This is a genomic window from Borreliella sinica, assembly GCF_033969665.2.
Taxonomy (GTDB): domain Bacteria; phylum Spirochaetota; class Spirochaetia; order Borreliales; family Borreliaceae; genus Borreliella; species Borreliella sinica.
Genome location: NZ_CP135180.1, coordinates 24,873 through 49,409, shown reverse-complemented (window position 1 = coordinate 49,409; position 24,537 = coordinate 24,873). Strand labels below are relative to the sequence as shown.

Genomic DNA, 24,537 nt, shown 5'->3' with positions numbered 1-24,537 from the left:
GGGTGTTTATATGTTTAGAATAATTAAGAATGACAAACATTCTAATGCAAGGGTTGGATTTTTAAATCTTCCCCATGGCAGAGTAGATACTCCTTGTTTTATGCCTGTTGGTACTTTGGGGGCAATGAAAGGTTTAAAACATTCTGTTCTTGAGAAATTGGAATGCAATTTAATGCTTGCAAATACTTACCATTTATATTTAAGACCAGGCATTAAAACTATTGAAAAATATGGGGGTCTTCATAATTTTACAACTTGGAATAAAAATTTTTTAACTGATTCGGGTGGATTTCAGGTGTTTTCTCTTTCTGGTTTAAGAAAAATTGATTTAAAAGGTGTGCATTTTAAATCTCATCTAGATGGATCTTGTCATTACTTCACCCCTGAGGGAGTATTTGCTATGCAAGAGATTTTTGGTAGTGATATTATTATGCCCCTTGATATTTGTAGTTCTTATGGTATTGATTATAATGAAGCCAACTTATATACAAATATTACAACCAATTGGGCTCGTAGTACATTCAAATCTTATAAAAATAAAAAAGAGGGATATAATGGCCTTTTATTTTTAATAACCCAAGGAAATTTTTTTAAAGATTTAAGGAAAAGAAGCATCAACGATATATTAGAATTAGACAGTCCTGGTGTTGCTATTGGAGGTATTTCTGTTGGAGAGCCGAGAGAAAAATATTTGGAAATTCTTGAATATAGTTCTTTGCTAATACCAAAAGAAAAGCCAAGATATGTAATGGGTATTGGTACTCCCCATTACATACTTGATGCTATATACTATGGCATCGATATTTTTGATTGTGTTAATCCCGCAAGAATTGCTAGGCACGGGTCTCTTCTCACAGATAATGGAATAATGCGCATTAGTAGAAAGGAATACAAGGATGATACTTCTCAGGTAGAGAAAAATTGTGGTTGTACTTTATGTACAAGATATTCAAGAGGATATTTAAGACATTTGATAAAATCGAAAGAGCTTTTTGGAATAATTTTGGCAAGTGAGCATAATATTCACTATATGTTTCGATTGATTTCAAAAATCAGAACTGCAATTTTAAATGATAATTTTTTAAATTTTAGAGCTTCATATTTGAAAAAGTATGAAGAGGGTAATTTAGATGAATAAATATGTTATTTCTACAGTTTTGGTCATGATTTCCACTTTTATTTCACGAATAATGGGGTTTGCAAAGGTAAAAATTTTCTCTTATTATTTTGGTGCAAATCTTGATACTGATATTTTTAACTATGTTTTCAATATTCCTAATAATTTGCGTAAAATTCTTTCAGAGGGTGCAATGACTTCGGCTTTTTTACCCGAATTCACATATGAAAAAAACAAATCACACGGAAAAGCTGTTTCTTTTTTTAGAACCGTCATAACCTTTAATGTTATTTCTATTGGTTTAATTGTTTTAACTATGAGTGTTTTTGCAAAACCTATTATGTACTTCTTGTCTTATTATAGGGGAGAAAGTTTAATTTTTGCAAGTTCTATATTTAGTTATTTGGTATTATATATCTTATTAATAAGTTTATCCTCAATTTTCATATCTGTTCTAAATTCATATAAAATTTTCTTTATTCCCTCATTTTCACCTATTATGTTTTCTTTTGGAATAATATTGAGCATATTTTTATTGTATAGTCGTTTTGGAATATACAGTGCTGTTATTGGCGTAATTTTTGGAGGATTTTTACAATTTCTGATTCCTTTTGTAAATTGCTATATGATTGGTTTTGTCTGGAAACCAACATTTTATTTTAGGGAAAAGGTATTTTTGAATTTTTTAGGTAGATGGGTTCGCATGATTTTTGGATTTTCTATTTCAATCGTTACTCAGCAGATTTCGTTTGCATTGGCATCTACTCTTGAAATAGGAAGTGTTTCCATCCTTAGTAATGCTGTAGTTTATTATCAGCTTCCTGTAGGAATTTTTTATGTTTCTATTGCAACAGTAATTTTTCCCAAAATGGCAGAGTATGCTGTTTTGGGAAATAATATAAAATTAAATGCTCTTTTGGTAGATGGGATTAAAATTTTATTGTTGATTTTTATTCCTGTGTCTTTTTTGATGTTTATTTGGTCTGATTATATTTTAAATTTACTTCTTATGGGAGGTAAGTTTTCTATTTATGATACTCAAAAAACAGCGGGCGTTTTAAAATGTTTTCTTTTAGGTTTACTTTTTTATTCAATGTTTAATTTTTTTCAAAAATATTATTTTTCTATTCGTGATGCAAAAACACCATTTTATTTGAGTGTTTTATTTTCTATTCTTGATATTCTACTTTCTATTTTTGGTATTAATTATTACGGTTTGAATGCTTTGGCATTAGCGCAATCTATTTCTTTTATGATTTGTGCGATTGTTTTTTATTTTATAATATTAAAAAGTGGAGTTAAAATTGATTTAATTGGGATTTTATTGGTTATTTTAAAGGCAATTGTTACGCTTGTCCCTTTGTATTTAATTTATTTCTTTTTTGAGAAGCTTAACTGGGATCTGGGCTTTAGTTTAAAAAATTTTTATTTTTTAACTGCGGCAGGAATTGTTAGCATTTTTATTTTGTTTATTTGTTATTCTGTTTTAGGAATAAATAAGCTTTTTAGGTTTATTAGGAGGGATGCTTTATGAATTGTTTTAAATTTTTATTTTTTTTGCTTATTTTAAATATGTATGCCCAAAATGTTAATCCCCCAGTTCTTCCTAATCTCCCTGTGTTGCCTGAAGTTATAGAAAATAAGCTTGAGAAAAAAAAATCTTCTAAAGTTGAGAATTTTTCTAATGTTGGTTTAGATGGTAAGTATGTTAACGATACGATTCTTTATGGACTTGACAGTCAAGTTACAAGCATTATAAAAGCTCTTAAAAAATCAGGTGATAGTCAATATAATTTTTCTCTTAAAAAAAGACTTGAAGAAACTTTTAATGCTGAGATTAAAAAGGAAATTCTTGAATTGTTTATTTCTCTTAAGTATTCAGGAGGCATTGATACAGCAAATTATATTCTTGAAAATTACGAGAGTAAAAGATATTCAAATGCTTTACTTAGCTTGGCAATTTCGTATCTTAAGGAGTTTGATGATAAGGAGAAATTAAAAAAAACTCTTATTGAGATTCTTGAAAATAAAGAAGGCAATGTGGTATCTATTGTAGCTTATTATTTAGGAGAACTCAATTCTCTTGAATATTCTAAGAATATGATGGAAGTTTTTGAAAAATATTCTGGAAATGATGGTGCTAGAAGAGAAATACTTATTGCTCTGGGAAAAATGGTTGCTGTTGATTACCAAAATAGAATTTATGAAATTTCACTGGATAGTTATGAGAATCCATCAATTAAAGCCGCTGCAATTGAAGCATTGTCGTACATTGCTCCAGATAAAGTAACCACAAATGCTGATTTATATCTTCAGAGCAATAATAATAATTTAAATGTTAAATTGGCTATTATTACTGCTTTATCCAAAGATCCTTCTTTAAAATCCAAAGATATTTTACAAGGATTTTTAAGAGACTCTGATGATAATATTAGATTTAAAGCTATTAATGCAATTAAAGGACATAAGGATTCTTCAGCAAGGGATATTTTGATTTATAAGATTAAAAGCGATCCATCTCTTAAAGTTAGGGAAGCTTCTGCAAAGGCTTTAATTGATATGGATCTTGAGGATATTGAGATGAAAAATATCATGCTTGATTTTAAAATTGACAATAATTTTAAAATTTCAATGTTTAGCTACCTTTTGGATAAGGATTCTTTAAAAGCATTGTCAATTGCTTTAGAAATTGTTAACAAAGAAAATGTTAATAGACCTTCAAATGTTTTAAAAGGCATTGCTTCAATGTTAGCTGGCAAAAAGGGTAATTTTGATAATTTTTATTCTAAAATCATTGACAGTAAAAATGTTGATTTAAGGCATTTTGCATTAAAAGGAGCTATTTATAATAAATCTTCATCTCTTTCTGATAAACTTAAAAAAATTAAAAGTGAAACTAACTCTGAATATATTAAAATGCTTTTAAAAGATTATTGACTACTAATAATTTTTTAAACTCTTATTTAGTAGAAGATTTTTAAAATTTCTTTAGCCATTTCTGATTTTTTCATTTCTGGCAGTTCTTTTATGCTTTGTTTATTTATTATATAGGCTTTGTTTAAGTTTGAACCAAAGTATTTAAGTTCATTTGCGATGATAAAGTCCAAATTTTTCTTTTTTAATTTTTCTTTGGCATTTTGAATTAAATTTTTAGAATCCTCAGCGCAAAATCCAACAACAATTTGGTTTTTAAGTTTATTGTGTCCTATGTGTTGGATTATGTCAGGATTTTTTACTAATTTTATATATAATTTGTTGGTTTTATTTTTTTTAATTTTATTATTAAAAATGTGTTTGGGTTTGAAATCGGCAACAGCCGCAGCCCCAATTATTATTTCAAATTTATTGTATATTTTGAGAATCTCTTTATACATTTCCATTGCGGTTTTGATTTTTATAATATTGACCCCTTCAGGTTCATTTTCATTGGTTGGGCCCGTGATGATTGTAACTTGAGCCCCTAGTTTAATAGCCTCTTTTGCCAAACAAAATCCCATTTTTCCCGTTGATTTATTTGAAAAATAGCGAATTGGGTCTATGAACTCTTCAGTTCTGGATGCCGTTATTAGTATTTTTTTGTTTTTTAGGTAATCTTTTTGATTAAATTCATTTAATATTATTTTTATAATTTTGTCTTCATTTTTAAGGCGCCCTAAGGCATTTGATGAGCAAGCCAAAAATCCTTTATCAGGTTCAATGAAGTTATAATGATAATTTTTAAGCTTTTTTATGTTTTCTTTTAAAATAGGGTTTGAATACATTATATTATTCATTGCTATTGCAAAATAAGTAGGCGCTGTACTTGCAGATATTATTGTAGTTAATGCATCATCAGCAATTCCTGATGCAATTTTAGATATTATATTATAAGTAGCGGGAATAATAAGGATTAGATGAGCCCATTTCGCAATTTTTATATGTTCAACCTCATTATGGTTTAAATCCCACAAATTAGTAACTATTTTGTTTTTAGAAATGGTTTCTAAAGTTAATGGAGTAATAAATTTGGTTGCATTTTTTGTCATTACAACTTTGACGTTGTATCCTAGTTTAACAAAATTAGAAACTATATAAACTGATTTATAAGAGGCTATACCCCCACATATACCAATTAATATATTCTTATTTTTACTCATATAATATAACTCATGTAAGATATTATATAATGTATATCATGTAATATATATATTATATTGAGTTTATAAAGTTTAGTGCTCTTTTGCCAAGGTTGTTTTAAATGAGAAATAGGATTTTGTACGCTGTATTGTTGTATGTTTGTATATTTTTCTTATGGATTTGTTTTGCCTATTTTGTCGACACATCAGCTACTATATTTAATATTCCTTTGTGGTTTTTTGGATCGGGAATTTTGTTCCCTATTATAAATTTTTTTTTGGTTTGTTTTTTTATTTTAATAATTAGTAAAACTTAATACATTATAGATAATTTTTTTATTTTTATGTTCTTTTTTAAAAAAATAGAGGCAGTTTTTGTTATTAAATAAGTATTTTCTTGCAAATCGAAATATTAATTTTATTATTATGGCCTTATTATTTTCTTCTAGCTATATTAGTGCTAGCAGTTTTATTTCTGGTCCCTCTGCTGTTTATAAGTATGGGTTATCTTTTATATTATTAGCTACAATACAAATTCCCACAACTTTAATTGCTTTTATGATTGTTGGTCAAAAATTAAATCGAGAATCAAAAAAAATTAATGCAATAAATATTATTGATTATATTAAATACAGATATGAAAGTGATTTTTTAGCGTTAATGAGTGGCTGTGTATTAATTTTTTTTTCCATGTTTTTGATTTCTGCTCAATTAATAGGTGGTGCTAAACTTATAGAGGTTTTTTTGGGTATTGATTATGCGGTTGGTCTTTTATTTTTTACCCTATTGGTTTTTATTTATGTATTTTTTGGTGGATTTAAGGCTGTGGCTTATACGGATTTGATTCAAGGATTTTTAATGATAGTTTCATCTGTTATTTTGTTTTCCAAGATGTTAGATTTAGGAGGAGGCATTAGCAATTTGTTCAAGACGGCATCGTTTAGTTTGGATAAAAACCTTTTACTTCCTTCAAATATTGACCTTAAACCGCAATATATCATTTCTTTTTGGATATTGATAGGAATAGGAATATTAGGGCAGCCTCAGATTGTTAATAACTTTATAGCATTTAAAGATGAAAATGCTATAAAGTTCTCTCTTCCCATTTCTACTTTTATTATCAGCTTTTTAATCGTTTTGATGCATTTGATAGGCTTTTTTGCTATTATTCTTTTTCCAGATTTAAATCCAGATGATAAAGTTGTTTTAAATGTAGCTTTAAAAGTTTTAAATCCTATTTCTTGTTTTATTTTTTTTATAGGTCTTTTATCCGCAATAATGTCTACAGTGGATTCAAATTTGCTCTTAATAACATCTGTTTTAATAAAATCAATATTTATTTATAAAAAAGATTTAAAAGAAGATGTAAAGATTAGTAGAATAATAACGATTTCTAATGTTTTTTTTATTTTAATAATACTTGTATTTTCTTTCTTTCCCCCCAATTTTTTATTTTTTGTTAATATTTTTGCTTTTGGAGCTTTAGAAGTTTCGTTTTTCCCCATTATTGTTTTTGGACTTTATTTAAATTTTGTAAGCAAAACAGCAGCATTTGTGTCTATGGTTTTGGGGTTGATATTCTATTTGTGTATTTTATGCTTTGGTTTGAATATTTGGTTTTTCCATCCCGTTTTCCCTTCATTTTTTGTTTCTATATTTACATTTTTAATAGTTAATTTTTTTTGTAAAAAGTATAGCAAAAGCCTATCAGGATGATTATTTCTTGCGTTTAGATAAGTATATTTTTTTAGAGGTTCTTGCCAACGATGATGGCAAGCGATTAGATTCAATTTTAATTAAGATTTTGAATCTACCTAAAGTTAGGATAATAAAACATATTAGAAAGGGTGATATTAGGTTAAATGGTCTAAAATCACATTTTTCGTGCAGAGTTTGTAAAGGTGACAAAATTTATTTGTATAAATCTTTAGGTCAAAGTTTGAACTTAGCTTCAGATAAATTTTATAAAAGTAATATTGATTTTCAATGTATTCAAAAAAGAATAATTTATGAGGATAGTGATTTGCTTGTTGTGGATAAGCAAAGGGGTATTTTAGTTCATGGAGGCAAAAATTCTCTTGATTTTTTAGTAAATGCTTATCTTTTAAAGGAAGATTTAAGCTCATTAAGCTTTAAGCCCTCGGCGGTTCACAGACTTGATAGAAATACTTCTGGCATTATTATTTTTGCGAAAAATATAAATGCTGCAAGAAAGCTAAGCACGGCATTTAGTAGTGGTTCTATAACTAAAAAATATTTTGCCATACTTTTAGGTGAGATTAAGTCAGCTGTTGTTTATAAAAATCATTTATTTAGAAATAAAAGACTAAGAAAAACTTTTGTTTTGCAGGATAAAGAGTTTATTAATGCCGTTACAAGAGTTAATCCAATATTGTCTTCCAAAAGTGCTACTCTTGCTGAGATTGTTATTGAAACGGGGTTTACCCATCAAATAAGATCCCAGTGCTCGTTTAACAATCATCCTTTAATTAATGATAAGAAATATCATAATAAATTCAAGAAAAGCAATTACTTTTTACATGCTTTTTTGGTAAAATTTAATGAAGTTTTCTTTAAAAAGAATGAATTTTACGCTAAGCCTAGTTTAGAATTTTTAAAGCAAGTAAAAGATATTTTTGATGATTATGAATTTTCAGAATTTTTCAAGTAATTTTTTTTTAAAAAAAATATTAAGCAAGGTTAAAAACTTTGCAACTAGCATTAAGCATAAATTTGTTAGAGTAAAGGTGTATGCATTAGTAGGATCTGCTGGAACTGGCAAGAGCTTTAGATCGCATTTAGTAGCAGACAAATATTCAATACCTTTAATAATTGATGATGGTGTGTTAATTAAAAACATGAAAATTATTGCTGGAAGTTCTGCTAAGTTTGAAGATAATGTTTTTAGGGCAGTAAAGCGTTCTGTATTTGAAGATGATTCTCATTGTAGAGAAATGCTTGAGGTTCTTGGAAAAGAAAAATTCAATAAAATATTAATATTAGGAACAAGTCTTAAAATGATAGATAAAATAATTTCAAGACTTTTATTGCCAAATATTTTTAAGATTATTTACATAACAGATGTGTCAACTAGGCAAGAAATAGAAAAAGCAAAGATTTCAAGGCAAATGGGAGAGCATGTTGTACCAGCAGCTTCTTTTGAAATAACACCCGTTAGACCTAATTTGCTATTAAATCCAATTAAAGTTTTTTTTAAAAGCGGGTGGTTCTTTACTAAGAAAAAGAATTACATTCGATCTGTTGTAAGGCCCCATTTTTATGAAGAAGGCGTTTTATCTATTTCAAAGCGAGCTGTAAGGCAAATTATTGAACATTGTGTTTCTGAGTATGATAGAAATTACATTGTTTATGATCTTAAAATAAAAAAAGATGGAAGTAACTATCTTTTTAAGCTATTTTTAAACATCCCTCTTGGAAATAATTTGCTTAATAATGCAGAAATGCTTAGAACTTACATTATTACAAATGTACTTAAGTATACAATAATTAATATATTATCTATTGATATAGTTATACATAAATTTTATGACAAAAAAGATTATTTAGAAGAGAGCTATGAAGGTTGATTTTGAGAGTTTAAATAATATTTTTTTTGTAGGAATAAAAGGGAGCGGAGTTTGTTCTCTGGCTTGTTTTTTAAATTCAAAAGGATATTATGTAGAGGGGGTAGATGTTCCTGATAAATTTTATACTGATGAGATTTTAAGTAATAATAAAATATCTTATTATGAAAATATTTATGAGTTTTCGTTAAAAAAGCTTGATAAAGTTTTTGATTTAATAGTATATTCTTCAGCTTACGATAAGGACGGTTTGCAAGTTTTGCTTGAAGCAAAAGAATTGAATATACCTATTTTGCCTTATCCTGAGGTTCTTGGCGAGCTTTCTAGAAAGTATTATAGTATTGGGATTGCAGGATCTCACGGCAAAACCACCACTACTGCGTTTTTAGGCATTCTTTTTAACAAATTAGGATTAAATCCCAATGTTATTGTAGGATCAAGTGTTAAAGATTTTGGAGGTAATTCTTCAATATCCGATATTAGTAATATTTTTATTGTTGAAACTTGTGAGTATAAAAAACATTTTTTGCATTTTAGCCCTGATATGCTCATTTTAACCAATGTTGATTTTGAACATGTTGATTTTTTTAAAAATTATGAGACCCTTGAAGGTGCTTTTTTACAATATATTAATAATTTAAAGAAAAATGGAATATTAATAATTAATTCTGATGATAATAATTTGCTTAAAATTAAAAGACAAATAAATAGAAAAGATATAAATATTTTTAGTTTTGGATCTGGAGATTTGTCTAATTTCCAAATAAATAACATTGCAGTTAAGAATGAGTATTTTTGTTTTTCTTTTTTAGGCTTATATAATGTCGAGCTTAGGACCGTTTTGCTTCATAATGTATTAAATTTCTCAGCAGCACTTTTGGCTTTAAATCTTTTTTTAGAAAGCAACGGAAAGTCAATTTTTGATTTTGAAGTGGCAATAAAAAGAATTGCAAGAAATTATAGTGGTATAAAAAGAAGGGTTGAAGTTGTTAAAGAGGTAAAGGGGGTAATTTACATGGACGATTATGCTCATCATCCCAGGGAAATTAGAGATACGCTTCTTGGTATTAAAAATTTTTATAAGAACAGGCGTATAATTTTAGATTTTATGCCCCATACTTTCACAAGAACAAAAGAATTTTTTGATGATTTTGTTAATGTTCTGGGTGTTGCTGATATATTAATTTTGCACAATATATATCTTTCCAATAGGGAAAATTTTGATCCAGACGAACTTTCTGTTAAATTGTTTTTAAATATTAAAAAATTAAATAAAAACACTTATTTTTTTAAAAATGTCAAAGATTCTGTTGAATTTATAAAAAGTTTATTAATATCGGGAGACTTGTTTATTACAATGGGCGCTGGAAATAATTTTATTTTACACGATTTTCTGTAAGGGTATTATAGTGAAAAGTATGACGGGTTTTTTTTATTTGGAAAAGATAATTGGTAACTATATGTTTAGTGTTAATTTAAAGTCTTATAATGGAAAATTTTTAGAATTTAAACTTAAGTTACCAGAAATTTTTTCTGGTTATGATCTTGATATAAGAAATTTGATTTCAAAATATATCAGCAGAGGCAATGTTTTTTTAAATGTAGGATATAAAGAATTGGTTCCTCGTATGAATTTTACAGTTAATCCCAATTATATTGAGGCTATTTCTAGACTTAGAGAATCTTTGGCACATACCGATCTTAATATTAAGAGCGAGCTAAGTTTGGGTGATTTTTTATCATTAAAAGGAGCTTTGATAGTTGATGAGGATAGTGAACATCAAGAAGAGATTTATGGTTTGTTTAAGGGTGTTTTAGAGGAAACCTTATTTCATTACAATAATGGAAGAAGTTTTGAAGGAAAAAATACTAAATCGGATATAGTGTCAACTCTTATGCTAATAGAGCGAGATCTTAAAATTGTTAAGGATGCTTGTAATGATATAAATGTCAGATTATTTGCAAGTATTAAAGAAAATATCTCTAAATTAATGGATGAATTTAGAGATATAAATATTGCAGAAGAGGCAGCTAAAATGGCAATTCGTCTAGATATCAATGAGGAGATCATACGCTTAGATTCTCATATAGAAACTTTTTATAAAAATCTTGAATATGAGATATGTGGTAAAGTTCTTGAATTTATTTCTCAAGAAATGCACAGAGAGATAACAACCATGAGTAATAAGGCGGTTGATCTTGATATTAAGAATTTGATTTTAAATATGAAGTTAAATTTAGAAAAAATAAAAGAGCAAATAAGGAATGTTGAATGAAAATAGCTCTTTCTGGTAAGAGTGGTTGTGGTAATACTACTGTAAGTAGCATGATTGCAAAACATTATGGTCTTGAGTTTATTAATTACACTTTTCATGATATTGCAAGAGAGCATAATATTCCTTTTTCGGAGTTTTATGAAAAAGAGATAATAGGAAGAGATGATTATTACTGGGATAGATATCTTGATAAGAGATTATCTTTACTTGCTAAAAAAAATAATACAGTGCTTGCTTCTCGTCTTGCTATTTGGATTTCTAAGGGTGCTGATTTAAAAATATATCTTTATGCTAAAATGGAAGTTAGGGCTGAGAGAATAATGACTAGAGAGGGGGGCATGTATTCTGATGTTTTAAGCAGTACTTTTAACAGAGATGAAAATGATAGAAAAAGATATTTAGCTATTTACAATATAGATATTGATGATTATTTTTCAAATACCGATTTAGTGATTGACGTTACGAATATTAATCCAAATGAAGTTTTTAAATTAATTCGAGATGAAATTGATAAAAGAAACTTAAAAAATTAACTAAGTCGATTTAATATTTTAATATTTTTAGCTTGTAAGGAGATAAAATGACTAAGGTACCTTTAAAAAAAATTCAAGATTTTGATGGAAATTTTTATGAACTTGTTGTTGCTACTATAATTCGTACAGAGCAAATCATAGACAATATTTCTTTAGCAGAGCATACTATGTTTGATGATAAAATATTAGGGCAAGCTTTTAATGATGTTTTGAGCGGTAAATTTAGCTATTCAATTGAAGGAAGATAGAATAATTTTTATTTTTGGCCCTACAGCTGTGGGTAAAAGCGATATTTTGTTTCATTTCCCAAAAAATAAAGCGGAAATTATTAATGTTGACTCTATTCAAGTGTATAAAGAATTCAATATAGCTTCTTCAAAGCCAAGTAAAAATTTAATGAAACATATAAAGCATCATTTAGTAGATTTTTTAGATCCCGAAAAAGAATATACCCTTGGAATTTTTTATGAACAAGCTTTAAGAATAGTAAAAGAAATAAGGCAGAAAAAAAAAATTCCTATATTTGTGGGCGGTACTGCTTTTTATTTTAAGCATTTAAAGGATGGATTTCCTTTAACTCCTTTGGTTACTTCTGAAATAAGAATTCATGTGAACAATCTCTTAAATCTTAAAGGCAAATCTTATCTTTTAAAAGAATTAAAAAATGTAGATCCCATTAGATTTAATATGCTAAATAAGAATGATATTTATCGCATTAAAAGATCTCTTGAGGTTTACTACCAAACAGGAATCCCTATTAGTCAATTTAAAAAAAAACAAAATAGTGAATTTGAAAATATTGTGATCATAGGGCTTAAAAGATCTTTTGAAGATTTGAAAACTAGAATATCAATAAGAATTAATGAAATGCTTAGCAGTGGATTGCTTTTTGAGATTAAAGAGTTGTTTAGTAAGGGTTATAATGAGAATACTCCAGCTTTTAAAGGGATAGGCTATAATGAGTTTTTATTATGGAAAAGTAGACCTTTTTACAGTTTAAATGATATAATTAATTTGATAAACAAAAATTCGGTTTTATATGCAAAAAGGCAAATGACCTTTTTTGCCAAAATTTCTGATGTTTTGTGGTTTCATCCAGAGGATGATTTAGATAACATTTTGAATTTAATTTTTAATAGTTGATAAGGAGATTTAAGGAGTGCCTTGCGGAAGAAAAAGAAAATTAAAAAAAATTTCTACTCATAAAAGAAAGAAAAAAAGAAGAAAAAATAGACATAAGAAAAAAAGTAAATAACTAGCTACATTGATCTAACTTTTTTTCAGGTTATGTATGTAGTGAAGTTATTTAGAATGTTCAATTATTAGATTGTTGACTATGTTTATGTCTTTGCTGAAGATGTAGCTCTTAGTCCCTTTGTAATTGACTAGGATCCAATTCCCTTCAATTCCATAGCGTTCTGTTTTTTCTAATGTTTTTTCAATTTTTACTACTTCATCTTTTCTAAGTAGAATTGCGTAATCATAATTCAATTCGCTATTTTTATTAATGCTTTTACTAAGAAGAGCATAGTCTTTTATTATTATGCCCACTTTATTGCTAAAACCAAGAATGCTACTTTTGGGCAAATTCAATTTTTGAATGAGAGGAATTTTGTTATTGTTATTGCAAGCTAAAAGAATTAAAGATATTAAATATAATATTTTTTTATTCATAATTTCCTTGATTTTCTATATACTACTTTAGTGTGCTACTATAATAGTATAGTATTTTTTAGAATTTTTAAGGATTGTTAATGAAGAAATATCTTTTTTTTATTTTATTTCTCGTCTCTTCTAATAATTTAATTGTTTCTTATCCACTTTCTTTTGGCGGAGGTTTTTCCTATCAATTTACTAATTATACTGATAAAACAAGCTCCACCAAATTTGCTCCAAATTTTACTAGATCAGATCATGGGATTAATTTTAATTTATTTTTTGATGCAAATTATGCACTTTTTGAAATGTCTTACAAAGAGGCCTTTGTTACTACCCACAATGGGAGATATTTATCAATTGGGCTTTATGGAACATATCCAATGATTTTTAAAGAACAGATTAGAATGCTTTTTCCATTAATCGGGGTTAAATATGCCTTTGATTTGAGTTCTAATAATTCTAACAATTTCAATCTATTTTTTTTAAGTATGGGACTTGCTGCCGATTTTTTTATTCCTGATATTGAGGGTTTATACGTTAGGCCTTTGTTTATGCTTTCTATCTCCCCATTTTCTAATTATAAAAATTTTTCTGGGTTAACAACCGAGATTATGCTTGGATTTAATATTGGTTGGAGATTCTCTAATTAGGGAGTTTTATTCCTAAATGGAATGGAACAGCTCTTTCTTGTCCGAAGATGTTTGCAGTAAAATTTAATTTGTGAGGAGCGTTATTTGATTTTACAACAAGGGTACTTGATCCCCCCCCATCTAGATTAATGGCGTTAGTCATTCCATATTTTAATGCAAAATCAATAGCTTCATTAAGAGAAGCCCCTTTGCTATTGTTTACACCCCTTCCTTCTATTGTAACAAGAAATAAATACTTGTTATTTTTGTCAGTTCCTATTATTGTTCTTGGGTGCTTTACGTCTTTGAAGTTTTTCTTATAATCTCCATTTTTGATTAAAACGAAAAATCCGCTAAATCCATAATCAGAGGTTTTTATTTCGTCTTCTTTAGGATTTAATATAATTTTATTGTTTTTTATTGCAATCTCTCCATAGTTAGCTACTTGTTTTGAAATCATTTTTTTATTATATATGTACAGTCCTTTTGGAAAAAACATGTTTTGTTTAACTTCGTAAGGACTTGTGTTGATTGCAATGTCAACGTTGTTAGAAATTAAGAAATTACTTGTTGTTTGCCCTTTGAAGTAGTAATCATTTAGTTTTTTGTCATAAATAGGTTTTGATATAGTGAATCTTAGATCTTTATTTTCAATTTTTACTAGAACATAATTGCTATTCATGGAATAACCTTTAATAATTTGGTAGTTGGCTTTTTTAGTGATTGCTTTGGATAGCATTAATGATGCAATACTTAAAATCAATATTAGCAGTGTTAATATTTTTTTATTCATTTCTTTTTATTTTATAAGAATAAATGCTTTTGGGATAGTTTGTTAATATTAGGTTTTTAATCTGTGTTGCTAATTTTTTATTTTTAAATTTTATAATATTAAATATTTGATAGAGTATTTTTACATCTATATTTTTTTCAGTATTTAAAATTTTGTTGATTTCTTCTTCATTAATATTATCTTCGTTTATTCGTAATTTTAATGAAATTATTTCAGTTTTTATTTTTTGATTTTTAATATTTTTTTCATTTATTTTGTTTAAAAAATTATTAGCCTCTTTATATTTTTTGATTTTTAGACAATATTTTGCAATTAGTATGTAGTATTGTTCTAAGTCAAAATTTTTGATTTTATTTATTATTTCTAATTCCTTTGGCAAGTTATTAGTTAAATCATAAAGCATATATAGCTTTATTAAATTTTCTGTATTTTCCTTATTATTGCTTTGTAGTGTAAAAGGAGTAATTACTGAAAATAATAAAACATAAAAAAAGGATAACCAATCCATAAGTTATTATAAACTTTGTTTTGAGAATAATGAAAATGATTTAAAATTATTGTTAGTGTTTTTTCTAACTTTGAATAATACTTTATTATTATCTTTTCTATTATAATAAGGCCTTTAAGGTTCAGTTTTTTTAAAAAAAATAATTTAATTTTTTATAAACTTTATTTATTAATTTTTTTATAGAATGTAGTTTTTGTATGTGCTCTTCTGTTTCTATCAGACTTTTTATGCTTTCCATAGATTCTTCTATTGCCATTATGAAATTTTGTTTGGGTTTAAGTCTAAAATTCCCGAAGCGATCTGTTTCTAATGATAAGAAAAGAGCATTTTTTTTAGAGGGATAACTTATAAACTGCATTGTGCATTCTAAAAGATTTTTCATTTTTTCAGGATCGTCAATGTTTACATTGTTTGTTTCATATTTTTTTATACAATGCCAATTTTTTCCCATGCCTTTGACTATTTCTATAGTTTCTAAAAATTTTTTATTGCTAAGAACCGTTACATTTTTATGCATCAATTGTACTTTAATTTTTTTAAAATTTTCATTATTTTGAATTTTTAATTCATCTTTTGAAATCATTTCTTTTAATGATTCCAGGCTAATTTTTATTATGCAAATGTTATTTTTATACTCCACTTTGAAAATTTTTTTTCCTATTTTGATTTCATTGCCAATTTTTGACTGCTTGTTATTTGTTATTTGTTCCTCTTTGTCAGATATGTTTTTATGCTTAAACACCTCATTTAGGTTAATATCGTCAATCCATTCTTTTTTTAAAACCCCAATGGATCTTGCGTACATCTTTGTAGTTTCTATGATTTCGCCTGCAACAAAATATTTTACAGAATCGGTATTAATAAGGGATCCAGGATGAATTATTACGTTTTGAGCTTTGATGGTTTTATATTTCTTTTTTGAAGTTTTAAAACAAATATAATCTCTCATTCCTCGCATTATTGATTTTAAATACCCTTCGTTGTCAAAAACACCTTTTTGTATTATTGGTATATTTAATTTGCTAACAATATTTTCAAGCTGCATTTGCACATTTACTATTTCTTCAAGTCCTTGTAGGTCTAAATAATTTTCCCTTGTGAAAGCTTCTTTATTTGTAGCTTTTTTAAAATCTTCAAATATATTAATAAACCCAATTAAATCTCCCATTGGATTTTTATATTTCAAGTGAGCTTGTCTAGCTTCCGTCTCTTCATTTTGAGGTAGTAGAAAAATTCCACTTGTGGATAAAAATGATAAACCTATTGTAGTTTGATAGATGGCTTGTGGATAATTTATCATCGCTTCAACTAATGCTCTAGAGTGTGCTGGCACTAATGGAAATAATATCATATATTTCCCAATTTCTGTAAGTTCGTTTTTATTGTTTATAGCATCCAGAGACTTCAATATTTTGCTTGCAGTTTGAATTGAATGCGTTGATGGTTTTGAGATAAAGTCAAAGTGGGTAAAATCTCTGATTCCAATATCTGCCATTCTTAATATTACCTCAGATAGGTCTGTTCTATATATTTCTTCTTTTTGGTAATCTTCTCTTAGTTGATAATCTTCCCTTTTATAGAGTCTGTAGCAAGTTCCTTTTGAAAGTCTTCCCGCTCTACCAGCTCTTTGAGTTGCTGATGATTTTGAGATTGGAACTTCCTGGAGTGAATAAGTATGTGTTTTTGTTTGGAATTTGTTTGTCTTAACTTTTCCGCTATCGATTACTATTTTAATATTTTCAATTGTGATTGAAGTTTCTGCAATGTTTGTTGACACTATTATTTTTCTTTTATTCTTAGGAGTAGCTATAAATATTTGTTCTTGAGCTTCTTTAGACATTCGACCGTATAAAGGAAATATTATTAAATTTTTTTTTGAGTTTAATTCTTGTAATTCTTTTATAGTTTCTTTTATTTCTTTTTCTCCAGATAAAAATATAAGAATATCTCCTGCTTTTTTTTCTTTTATTACATTCAAGACAATTTCTTTTATTTTTAAAATCATTCCTTTTGATGTGTTTAAAAGAGGGGGATTGTATATTATTTGTACTGGGTAGGCAATAGTTTCAATGCTAACAACCGGAGCATTGTTGAAATATTTTGAAAATATTTTTGTGTTGATTGTAGCAGATGAAATTATGATTTTAAAGTCGTCTCTTTTTCTTGAAATGTCTTTGATAAGTCCTAATATAAAATCGATGTTTAAACTTCGTTCGTGTGCTTCGTCTATTATGATTACGTCATATTCATAAAGCAATGTATCTTTTTTTAGTTCTTGTAAAAGCACCCCATCAGTCATTAGTTTGATTTTGGTTTTTGGACTTGTAATTTCTTCAAATCTTATTTTGTAACCAACTTCTTCTCCAACGTTTACACCAATATGTTTAGCAATATATTCAGCTATTGATATTGTAGCTATCCTTCTTGGCTGAGTTACTCCAATTTTTCCTAATTTTGCAAAACCTGCTTCATATATTATTCTTGGTAGTTGTGTAGTTTTTCCGCTGCCTGTTGGGCTTTCAACGATTAAAACATTATTTTGTCTTAAGACTTTAATTAATTCATCTTTGTACTTATAAATTGGAAGCTTGTAATCATTCATATTTATAACAAACTGAATACATATTTCTCATTTACTTCGTCAAGATTAATGTTATCGGGTAAATCAATCTTTTTTCTTTTAATTTTAGCATAAAATCTGTCGTTTTTTTTGTAAATATATATTTTGTTGCCGATTTTGTTTTTAGAAAATGTGATCATTTTAACGATTATACCCACTTTATTAACTCTTTCGTCTAGTAGGCTGATAGCCTTGTCTAGTGTTATGTCATATGCTTTTACATCTTTTTTTAGCGAGCAAGCAATACTTCCGCTCTCAGTTTTAATGTAATCTCCAAAAACACCAGTTGCAGCAATGATTTGCTCATTGGTTTGAGGATGTATGCCAATCTGTTTTGGTAGTGAGAGCAATTTTAAAGCAAGCTCTAGTGTTATGTTTTCGGGGTCAATTTTTTTAGTTGATGCTTTTTTTGCTTTTATTATTTTTAATTTTTTAGGTTTTCCCTTTTTTGTGTATTCTTGCGGAGCATAAGTATCTTCCCCAAGTTGTACTATGTTTCCATAAATTGTATTTTTAAAGATTACATTAAGTCCTGTTAAAGGGTCAATGCCAAGTACATTTGGTTTTAATTCTTTTTCATTTATTATTTTTTCTATTTCATCTTTTTTATACAAATTTTCTAATGGAGTTGTTGTGTTGATTGAATAATTATGTCCCTTGAATATTAAATAAGGTCCATATTTGCCAATGTTTATTGTGTAATTAATGCTACTATCTTTATTTTTCATGTTTTGATTTTCAATAACAGTTCTAAATTCAGAGGAATTAATCTTGGGTTCTAGTTGCATTACTGTATCTTTTAGTCCTTTTTTCCCATTGTAGAATTTGCTTAGGTATTTTATTTTATCTAGCTTTCCTATTGCTATTTTATCTAATTTTTCTTCCATATTAGAGGTGAAATTTAGTTCAATTAATACTGGAAAATATTTCTCAAGAAGATTGATTACCGCAGCTCCTTTTATTGTCGGTATTAATGCATTGTTAAGCTTGAATGCATACTCTCTTTCTAAAAGTGTCGATATAATCGTAGAATAAGTTGAAGGACGACCTATCCCTTCTTTTTCCATTTTTTGCACAAGAGATGCTTCTGTGTATCTAAATGGAGCTTTTGTTTCGTGTTCGCTTTTTTTCATTTTAACTATAGAAAATATATCTCCCTTTTTTATTAAATCAAAATTTATGTTAAGATATTCATCCTTTTCTTTAGCATGTTTAAGAAATCCATCAAAAATTATTTTTGTAAAACTTGATTTGAAAATTAAGTTTTTATACTTAAAAATCAGTTTTATATTTTCTTTTATTGCATCTTTCATCCCAGAAATAATGGTTCTATCCCATATTATTTTGTAAATTTCTTTAGCGGTTTTGCTTTCTATTTCTATGTTTTCATTTGGAATAAACATTTCAGAAGGCCTTATTGCTTCATGTGCATTTTGAGCCATTTTTTCTTTTTCATAAATTCTATCTTTTTTCTCTATATAGTCTACTCCATATTTGTTTTTTATTATTTTTGTTATTTTAGTTTTTGCAATTTTAGCAATATTGTGAGAGTCTGTTCTCATATAGGTAATGTACCCTTGCTCGTAAAGTTTTTGGGCGTGTTGCATGATTTGCTTTGTTCCAATTTTAAGTCGCTTATTTATTTCTTGTTGAAGTGTAGATGTGGTAAATGGCTTTGGAGGAGATATTGTTATTTTTTTAGTTTCTATTGAAATTAATTCAATTTTTTTCCCATTTTTCAATTCTTTTTCAAGTTCAACCATTAAGTCCTGGTTTATTATTGTTGTTTTTGTGCTATTTTTAAGTTTTCCAGTTTCATTTATGAAGTCTTTACTTTCTGCTATATTCTTGTCATCAATTTCTTCTAATTTTGTTTCAAGCAGCAAATCTTTTTTTTCGTGTTTACATTGAAGTAAAATTGAATAATAATTGGCCTTTTTGAAATTTATTCTAGTTTTTTCTTTTTCTATTAATAATTTTAATCCAACAGATTGTACTCGCCCAGCAGAAAGTCCATAAGCTATTTTTTTCCAAAGTAATGGAGAAATAGTGTATCCGTATAATCGGTCTAATATTCTTCGAGCTTCACCAGCATTAACAAGATTCATATCTATATCTCTAGTATTTTTTAGTGATTCTGTTATTGCAGTTTTTGTGATTTCATGAAATATCATCCTTTTATAATTTTTGATTTTTAATACTTCTTTTAAGTGGAATGCTATGGTTTCTCCTTCTCTGTCTTGGTCAGTTGCAAGATATATTTCATTGATTGTTTTTGTCATTTTTTTTAGTTTTGATACAATTGGTTTTTTATTATTAGGAATAATGTAAATTGGTTTAAATCCATTGTTATAATCTATAGAAATATTTGCCCATTCGTATTTTTTATATTCTTTTGGTATTTCTTTTGCATTATTTGGTAGATCTACAATATGACCAATGCATGCCTCTACTAAGAATGAGTCATCAAGAAATTTTTTTATTGTTTTTGCTTTCGTTGGTGATTCAACTATTATCAATTTTTTATTTCGCATAAATTCCTTATGTTTATATATTGTATTATAATATATAAACATAATTTAAGAATTAAAAAAGTGAGAGTATTTTGTGAGCAATTATAAAATTTTACATACTTCAGATTGGCATATTGGGAAAAAAATTGAAAATTTTTCAATACTTAAGGAACAGAAAAATTTTTTATTTTTTCTTTTAGAATTTCTTAAAAAAGAGAAGATAGATCTTTTGCTTGTTGCTGGGGATATTTATGATTCCAAGAGGCCCGGATTTGAAGAGCAAAAATTGGTAAATAATTTTTTTTACGAGCTTTCTTTTACTTCTTGTAAATGGTGTGTGGTTATTTCTGGAAATCATGACAAAAAAGATTATTTGAGTATCAATAAAAAACTTCTTTCAAGATTTAATTTTTTTTTAATAACAGAATATGATTCTGATGAGCAAATAGTTTATTTAAAAGATAATGGAAATCTTAAGTTTATTGTTGTTTGTCTGCCACATATAAATGAAAGACTTATTTTAGGGCAAAATTTTGAAAATATTTTTGAATCAGAAGATCAGCCCTCTAGTAGGATATTTCTTGACAATTTAGAAAATGCTTACAGAGAAAAAATATCAAGTTTATCTAATTTTTTAGAAAACAATTATAAAGGAGTTCCTAAGATATTAATGGCGCATTCTTTTTTTGGTAACAGCAAAAAGATTGATACCTTGGGGGGTAGCTATATTATACCTTTTAATGTTTTTGGAAATGATTTTTCTTATGTTGCTCTTGGGCATATTCATAAATTCATGAAACTAAGGGATAATATTGTTTATTCGGGATCTCCTATGCAATATTCATTTAATGAAAGCCATGATAAGTACATGAATGTTTTATATTTTAGTGAAAATAAATTAATTTTGCAAGAAGCATTTCAGGTGCCAGTTTTCAATAAATTAATCTTTGTTAAGGGTTCTTTAAACGAAATTCTTGATTTTTTGACTAATGTCAAAAAAGAAGAGTCTTTTATTATTTATTTGAAAATTGAGCTTAATGAGGCAATTGATACTAGTGCTGAGGAGACCATTTATGATTTAGCAAAGCTTAATTTTATGAATTTAGTTTCTATTTCTTATTCTTTACTCTCAAGCCAGGATTTACAAGATGATTCTAGCCTTATTGGAGAACTTGAAGTGCTTGAAATGGATGAAAAGTATTTTTTTGAGAAAAAGTTGAGGCGAGATTTTGAGACTGGTGTTATTAAAGATGTCAAGTTTAAGGAAGAAGACCTTATTTCTCTTTTTAATGAGGTTTTAGCTAAAGGATATTTAGGCGAGTATGAGGATAAATAAACTCATATTTAAAAATATTGCCTCTTATAAAGGTGAGCATGAGTTAAATTTTGATACATTTCTTTTAAGACAATCAGGTATTTTTTTAATTTCTGGCAATACTGGATCGGGCAAAAGTACTATTTTGGATTGCATAACTTTGGCCTTATATGCTCGTGTTTATAGACTTGGGAAAAAAATTGTAGATATTATATCAAAAGGTGAGACTAGTGCTTATGTTAAATTAACATTTACTATTTCTGGAAAAATTTATGAATCTTTTATTGAGCTTAATGTAAAAAATATAGAGACCCCTAAGAGTATGTTGCTTAGTTGTTTTTTTGATGATAAAGTAAAGTTTATTGAAGGCAGAGCTGATGTCTTAGAGTATATTAAAAGTCTTTGTAGATTAGATTTTAATCAGTTTTGTCAAACTGTAATTTTGCCACAAGGCAATTTCCAAGAATTTTTAACATCAACTCCTAAAGAGAAAGCAGCAATAATTGATAATATTTTTAATTTGAAAAAATATGATAATTTGGAATTTTATTTAAAAAGTGACTTTGAGCGTACAAAGTTTAGTATAGATAAATTATTAAATTCTGAATCTTATGAAAAATCAATCCTTGATTATGATGAGGGGGAGTATAAATCCCTTAAAGATTATTTGGATTTAGTTGATATTGATCGATTAGAAATTGATCTTGAAAATATTAGAAGTGCTATTTCTTTGTGCAATCAAGCAATATCTTCTAATGAGAGATATTTAGGCTTTGAAATTGAAATATCTTCTTTAGAGAATCAATTATCTTCTCAGATTGAATATCAAGATTCTTTAGAGTTGGACTATTCTTTTCAAAAGAAATTAAAAGAGAATTTAGACTTGGATCGAAAAATTTATTTGTGTTCAGATTTTTGGAATTTGAAAAATCTTGTTGCTATACAAGGCGAATTATTTAATGATAGCAGATTGCTTGATTTAGAACTTTCAAAGTTAATAAATCATTTAAAAGAAATAAAAGATTTGGATATTAATAATTTCAATTTTAATTATATTAAGGAGCTTTACAATAAAAATTGCTACATTTTTAATTTAAAATTTGTTGAGGATGATTATCAAAGTTTACTTTTAAAGAAAAATAGTCTTGAGGATGAGAAAAAGAAATTATTGAAGTTACAAAGTAAAAAAAATGATGAGATTAAAAGTATTTCTTCTGAGAAATCTAATTTCGATTTTGATAAATATGTTTACTATGAAGCGTTGAAATTATTTAAAACTTTTAACGATGAGTTGATTTCAAAATATAGAGATAGGTTAGAATTTTTATTAAATCTGGAATCTACTGATAAAGATAATTTTAATAAAAGTAAAGAAAAAAATACTATTAAGATTGATTTGTATAAAGAGTTGTTACAATATCTTGGTGATAAAAATTTTTCTATTGAGAATGATAAAGAGAGGTTAGAATATATTGAGGTTGAATATAGAAACTATCAACATAAAGATAAATTATCGGTTTGTAGCTTAAAAGATCTTCATATTTTAAATTCAAAACTTCATTTGATACAAAATCAAATTGATGAGCTTAAATATCAGTTGTTTTCCAGACAAGAAGAAATGTCTAAACAAGAGATTAATGTTTTAGAGTTTAAAAAGAATAATGCTGAAATTTTAAGATTGATTGGAAAGAATTTATTTGATAAATACATAAATTATGTTGACAGAAAAAAAATTTTGTCATTTGAAAATAAATTGGAAAAGCTTGAACAATTTAAGGCTAGGGAAAGAGATTTAAAAATTGAGATTTCTTTAAAAAATAAAAATTTTGATCAAAATCTTTTAAAGATTGAAAATTTATTGTTAAAACTTAATTTAAATTTAAGTTTTAATGATTATTCTTCTTTGAAAAAAGAATTTGATGTTATTTTGGCTAGGCAGAAAAGTATAGAAAATGAATGGAATATTCTTGTTTTAAATCTTAAAAATTTAGAAGATTTAAAAATTAAAACCGAAACCCAAATTAAATTTATAAAGAAATCTATACTTACTTTAAAGGCTAAATTAAACGAAGAGCAAAATAGTTTTATTGATATAGTTTCAAATTTAAAAAATGTTTCTTTAAGAGCATTTTCTTTTGAATCAGAAACTGTTTTGGAACAAATAAATAAAAATAGTCTGCATTTCTTGCAAAAATTGAGTCTATCAATTAGCTCTAAGCTTGAATTTTTATCCAGGGACATAGAAAAGTATAAAATAAATCTTTTGAATTTTCAAACTCTTGAAAAAAAGATTAACCAACAAAAAATTAATTTAGATTTGATAAGAGGAGAATTAAATCTTGCTAGAGAAAGGAAAGATAAGCTAGATGTTTTGAGGAAAGTGGTTATTAGATCTTCTGGATTGAAATATTATGTTCAAACTTTTTTAATTAATGATATTTTAAGGTTGGCAAATGAAAAGTATTTAAGATGGATTTTCCCTGATTTTGAGCTTAAAACTAACAAAGATAGCAAAGAGTTTGATTTTTTAATTGAAGACAAAAAAGATGTTAATAAAATAAGAACGGTAAAAACTTTATCTGGGGGTGAAAAATTTCTTGTGTCTTTAGCTCTATCTTTAGCCTTGTCCGATAAAATAAGGGATAGTGAGTTAAAAATAGAAGCTTTTTTTCTAGATGAAGGGTTTGGTAATCTTGATGAAGATACTTTGGCTCAAGTTATGCCGAAGCTTTCTAAGTTTCAATTAATGACCGGCCGACAAATTGGTATAATTTCTCATGTTTCTTATTTGAAGGAGATGATTAAAGCACAAATAGTTATAAATAAGATTTCTAAAATTTCTTATATCGCTATGGAAAATTTATGATCATTTGTG

At 27.0% G+C, this 24,537-nt stretch carries 20 protein-coding genes and 1 pseudogene; 15 read left to right on the top strand and 6 right to left on the bottom strand.

The annotated features are described in order from the left end of the window. The first annotated feature begins 10 nt into the window (after positions 1-10). From tgt to QIA41_RS00170, 3 genes are read left to right on the top strand one after another with little or no spacing between them, the layout of a single operon-like run. Positions 11-1,138, top strand: a complete 1,128-nt coding sequence (gene tgt, locus QIA41_RS00180; protein ID WP_320292059.1) for a tRNA guanosine(34) transglycosylase Tgt — start codon at positions 11-13, stop codon at positions 1,136-1,138. Then, positions 1,131-2,651 carry a murein biosynthesis integral membrane protein MurJ gene (gene murJ / locus QIA41_RS00175; RefSeq protein WP_320292058.1) on the top strand — a complete coding sequence of 507 codons (1,521 nt, stop codon included), beginning with the start codon at positions 1,131-1,133 and terminating at the stop codon, positions 2,649-2,651. Before tgt ends, murJ begins: the two co-directional genes overlap by 8 nt. Further along, the gene (locus QIA41_RS00170) at positions 2,648-4,054 is read left to right on the top strand and encodes a HEAT repeat domain-containing protein (protein ID WP_320292057.1); all 1,407 of its coding nucleotides are present in this window, start codon (positions 2,648-2,650) and stop codon (positions 4,052-4,054) included. Before murJ ends, QIA41_RS00170 begins: the two co-directional genes overlap by 4 nt. Before the next feature lie 26 nt (positions 4,055-4,080). Here QIA41_RS00170 and coaBC read toward each other — a convergent pair whose 3' ends face one another. Then, complete coding sequence (gene coaBC / locus QIA41_RS00165; protein ID WP_320292056.1) at positions 4,081-5,253, bottom strand: bifunctional phosphopantothenoylcysteine decarboxylase/phosphopantothenate--cysteine ligase CoaBC; 1,173 nt, start codon at positions 5,251-5,253, stop codon at positions 4,081-4,083. A 101-nt stretch (positions 5,254-5,354) separates the two neighbouring features. On the opposite strand from coaBC, the gene QIA41_RS00160 reads away from it, so the two are divergent. The 9 genes and pseudogenes from QIA41_RS00160 to miaA all read left to right on the top strand — a co-directional run bounded on the left by QIA41_RS00160 (position 5,355) and on the right by miaA (position 12,781). Beyond that, positions 5,355-5,549: a DUF997 family protein gene (locus QIA41_RS00160; RefSeq protein ID WP_320292055.1), complete on the top strand. Its 195-nt coding sequence runs from the start codon at positions 5,355-5,357 to the stop codon at positions 5,547-5,549. 58 nt (positions 5,550-5,607) lie between these two features. Beyond that, the gene (panF, locus tag QIA41_RS00155) at positions 5,608-6,948 is read left to right on the top strand and encodes a sodium/pantothenate symporter (protein WP_320292054.1); all 1,341 of its coding nucleotides are present in this window, start codon (positions 5,608-5,610) and stop codon (positions 6,946-6,948) included. 7 nt (positions 6,949-6,955) lie between these two features. After that, positions 6,956-7,903 carry a pseudouridine synthase family protein gene (locus QIA41_RS00150; RefSeq protein WP_320292053.1) on the top strand — a complete coding sequence of 316 codons (948 nt, stop codon included), beginning with the start codon at positions 6,956-6,958 and terminating at the stop codon, positions 7,901-7,903. Then, positions 7,872-8,819 carry a hypothetical protein gene (locus tag QIA41_RS00145; protein ID WP_320292052.1) on the top strand — a complete coding sequence of 316 codons (948 nt, stop codon included), beginning with the start codon at positions 7,872-7,874 and terminating at the stop codon, positions 8,817-8,819. The genes QIA41_RS00150 and QIA41_RS00145 overlap by 32 nt, the downstream gene beginning before the upstream one ends. Next, positions 8,809-10,215, top strand: a complete 1,407-nt coding sequence (gene murC, locus QIA41_RS00140) for a UDP-N-acetylmuramate--L-alanine ligase (protein ID WP_320292051.1) — start codon at positions 8,809-8,811, stop codon at positions 10,213-10,215. Before QIA41_RS00145 ends, murC begins: the two co-directional genes overlap by 11 nt. Before the next feature lie 10 nt (positions 10,216-10,225). After that, complete coding sequence (locus QIA41_RS00135; protein WP_320292050.1) at positions 10,226-11,092, top strand: YicC/YloC family endoribonuclease; 867 nt, start codon at positions 10,226-10,228, stop codon at positions 11,090-11,092. Beyond that, on the top strand, positions 11,089-11,625 hold the full coding sequence (gene cmk / locus QIA41_RS00130) for a (d)CMP kinase (protein ID WP_320292049.1): 537 nt from the start codon (positions 11,089-11,091) through the stop codon (positions 11,623-11,625). The genes QIA41_RS00135 and cmk overlap by 4 nt, the downstream gene beginning before the upstream one ends. Before the next feature lie 47 nt (positions 11,626-11,672). Next, on the top strand, positions 11,673-11,873 hold the full coding sequence (locus QIA41_RS00125; RefSeq protein WP_320292048.1) for a DNA-directed RNA polymerase subunit omega: 201 nt from the start codon (positions 11,673-11,675) through the stop codon (positions 11,871-11,873). Further along, positions 11,860-12,781: pseudogene (gene miaA, locus QIA41_RS00120) on the top strand (tRNA (adenosine(37)-N6)-dimethylallyltransferase MiaA). The gene QIA41_RS00125 and the pseudogene miaA overlap by 14 nt, the downstream one beginning before the upstream one ends. 146 nt (positions 12,782-12,927) lie before the next feature. Here the strand turns inward: miaA and QIA41_RS00115 are convergent. After that, a complete protein-coding gene (locus QIA41_RS00115; RefSeq protein ID WP_320292047.1) occupies positions 12,928-13,299 on the bottom strand; it encodes a hypothetical protein in 372 nt (123 codons plus the stop codon). Positions 13,300-13,379: 80 nt separating this feature from the next. On the opposite strand from QIA41_RS00115, the gene QIA41_RS00110 reads away from it, so the two are divergent. Then, positions 13,380-13,934, top strand: coding sequence for a hypothetical protein (locus QIA41_RS00110; protein ID WP_320292046.1), 555 nt, complete (start codon positions 13,380-13,382; stop codon positions 13,932-13,934). Here QIA41_RS00110 and QIA41_RS00105 read toward each other — a convergent pair. The 4 genes from QIA41_RS00105 to topA all read right to left on the bottom strand — a co-directional run bounded on the left by QIA41_RS00105 (position 13,927) and on the right by topA (position 20,368). Further along, positions 13,927-14,706 (bottom strand): phosphodiester glycosidase family protein, encoded by a 780-nt coding sequence (locus tag QIA41_RS00105; protein WP_320292045.1) that lies wholly within the window; start codon positions 14,704-14,706, stop codon positions 13,927-13,929. The genes QIA41_RS00110 and QIA41_RS00105 overlap by 8 nt on opposite strands. Next, the gene (locus tag QIA41_RS00100) at positions 14,699-15,214 is read right to left on the bottom strand and encodes a hypothetical protein (protein WP_320292044.1); all 516 of its coding nucleotides are present in this window, start codon (positions 15,212-15,214) and stop codon (positions 14,699-14,701) included. The genes QIA41_RS00105 and QIA41_RS00100 overlap by 8 nt, the downstream gene beginning before the upstream one ends. Positions 15,215-15,344: 130 nt before the next feature. After that, the gene (locus tag QIA41_RS00095; protein ID WP_320292043.1) at positions 15,345-17,816 is read right to left on the bottom strand and encodes an ATP-dependent RNA helicase; all 2,472 of its coding nucleotides are present in this window, start codon (positions 17,814-17,816) and stop codon (positions 15,345-15,347) included. 2 nt (positions 17,817-17,818) lie between these two features. Next, positions 17,819-20,368, bottom strand: a complete 2,550-nt coding sequence (gene topA, locus QIA41_RS00090) for a type I DNA topoisomerase (protein ID WP_320292042.1) — start codon at positions 20,366-20,368, stop codon at positions 17,819-17,821. Positions 20,369-20,441: 73 nt separating this feature from the next. On the opposite strand from topA, the gene sbcD reads away from it, so the two are divergent. Next, a complete protein-coding gene (sbcD, locus tag QIA41_RS00085; RefSeq protein ID WP_320292041.1) occupies positions 20,442-21,683 on the top strand; it encodes an exonuclease subunit SbcD in 1,242 nt (413 codons plus the stop codon). Beyond that, the gene (locus tag QIA41_RS00080) at positions 21,670-24,528 is read left to right on the top strand and encodes an SMC family ATPase (protein ID WP_320292040.1); all 2,859 of its coding nucleotides are present in this window, start codon (positions 21,670-21,672) and stop codon (positions 24,526-24,528) included. The genes sbcD and QIA41_RS00080 overlap by 14 nt, the downstream gene beginning before the upstream one ends. Positions 24,529-24,537 lie beyond the last annotated feature (9 nt).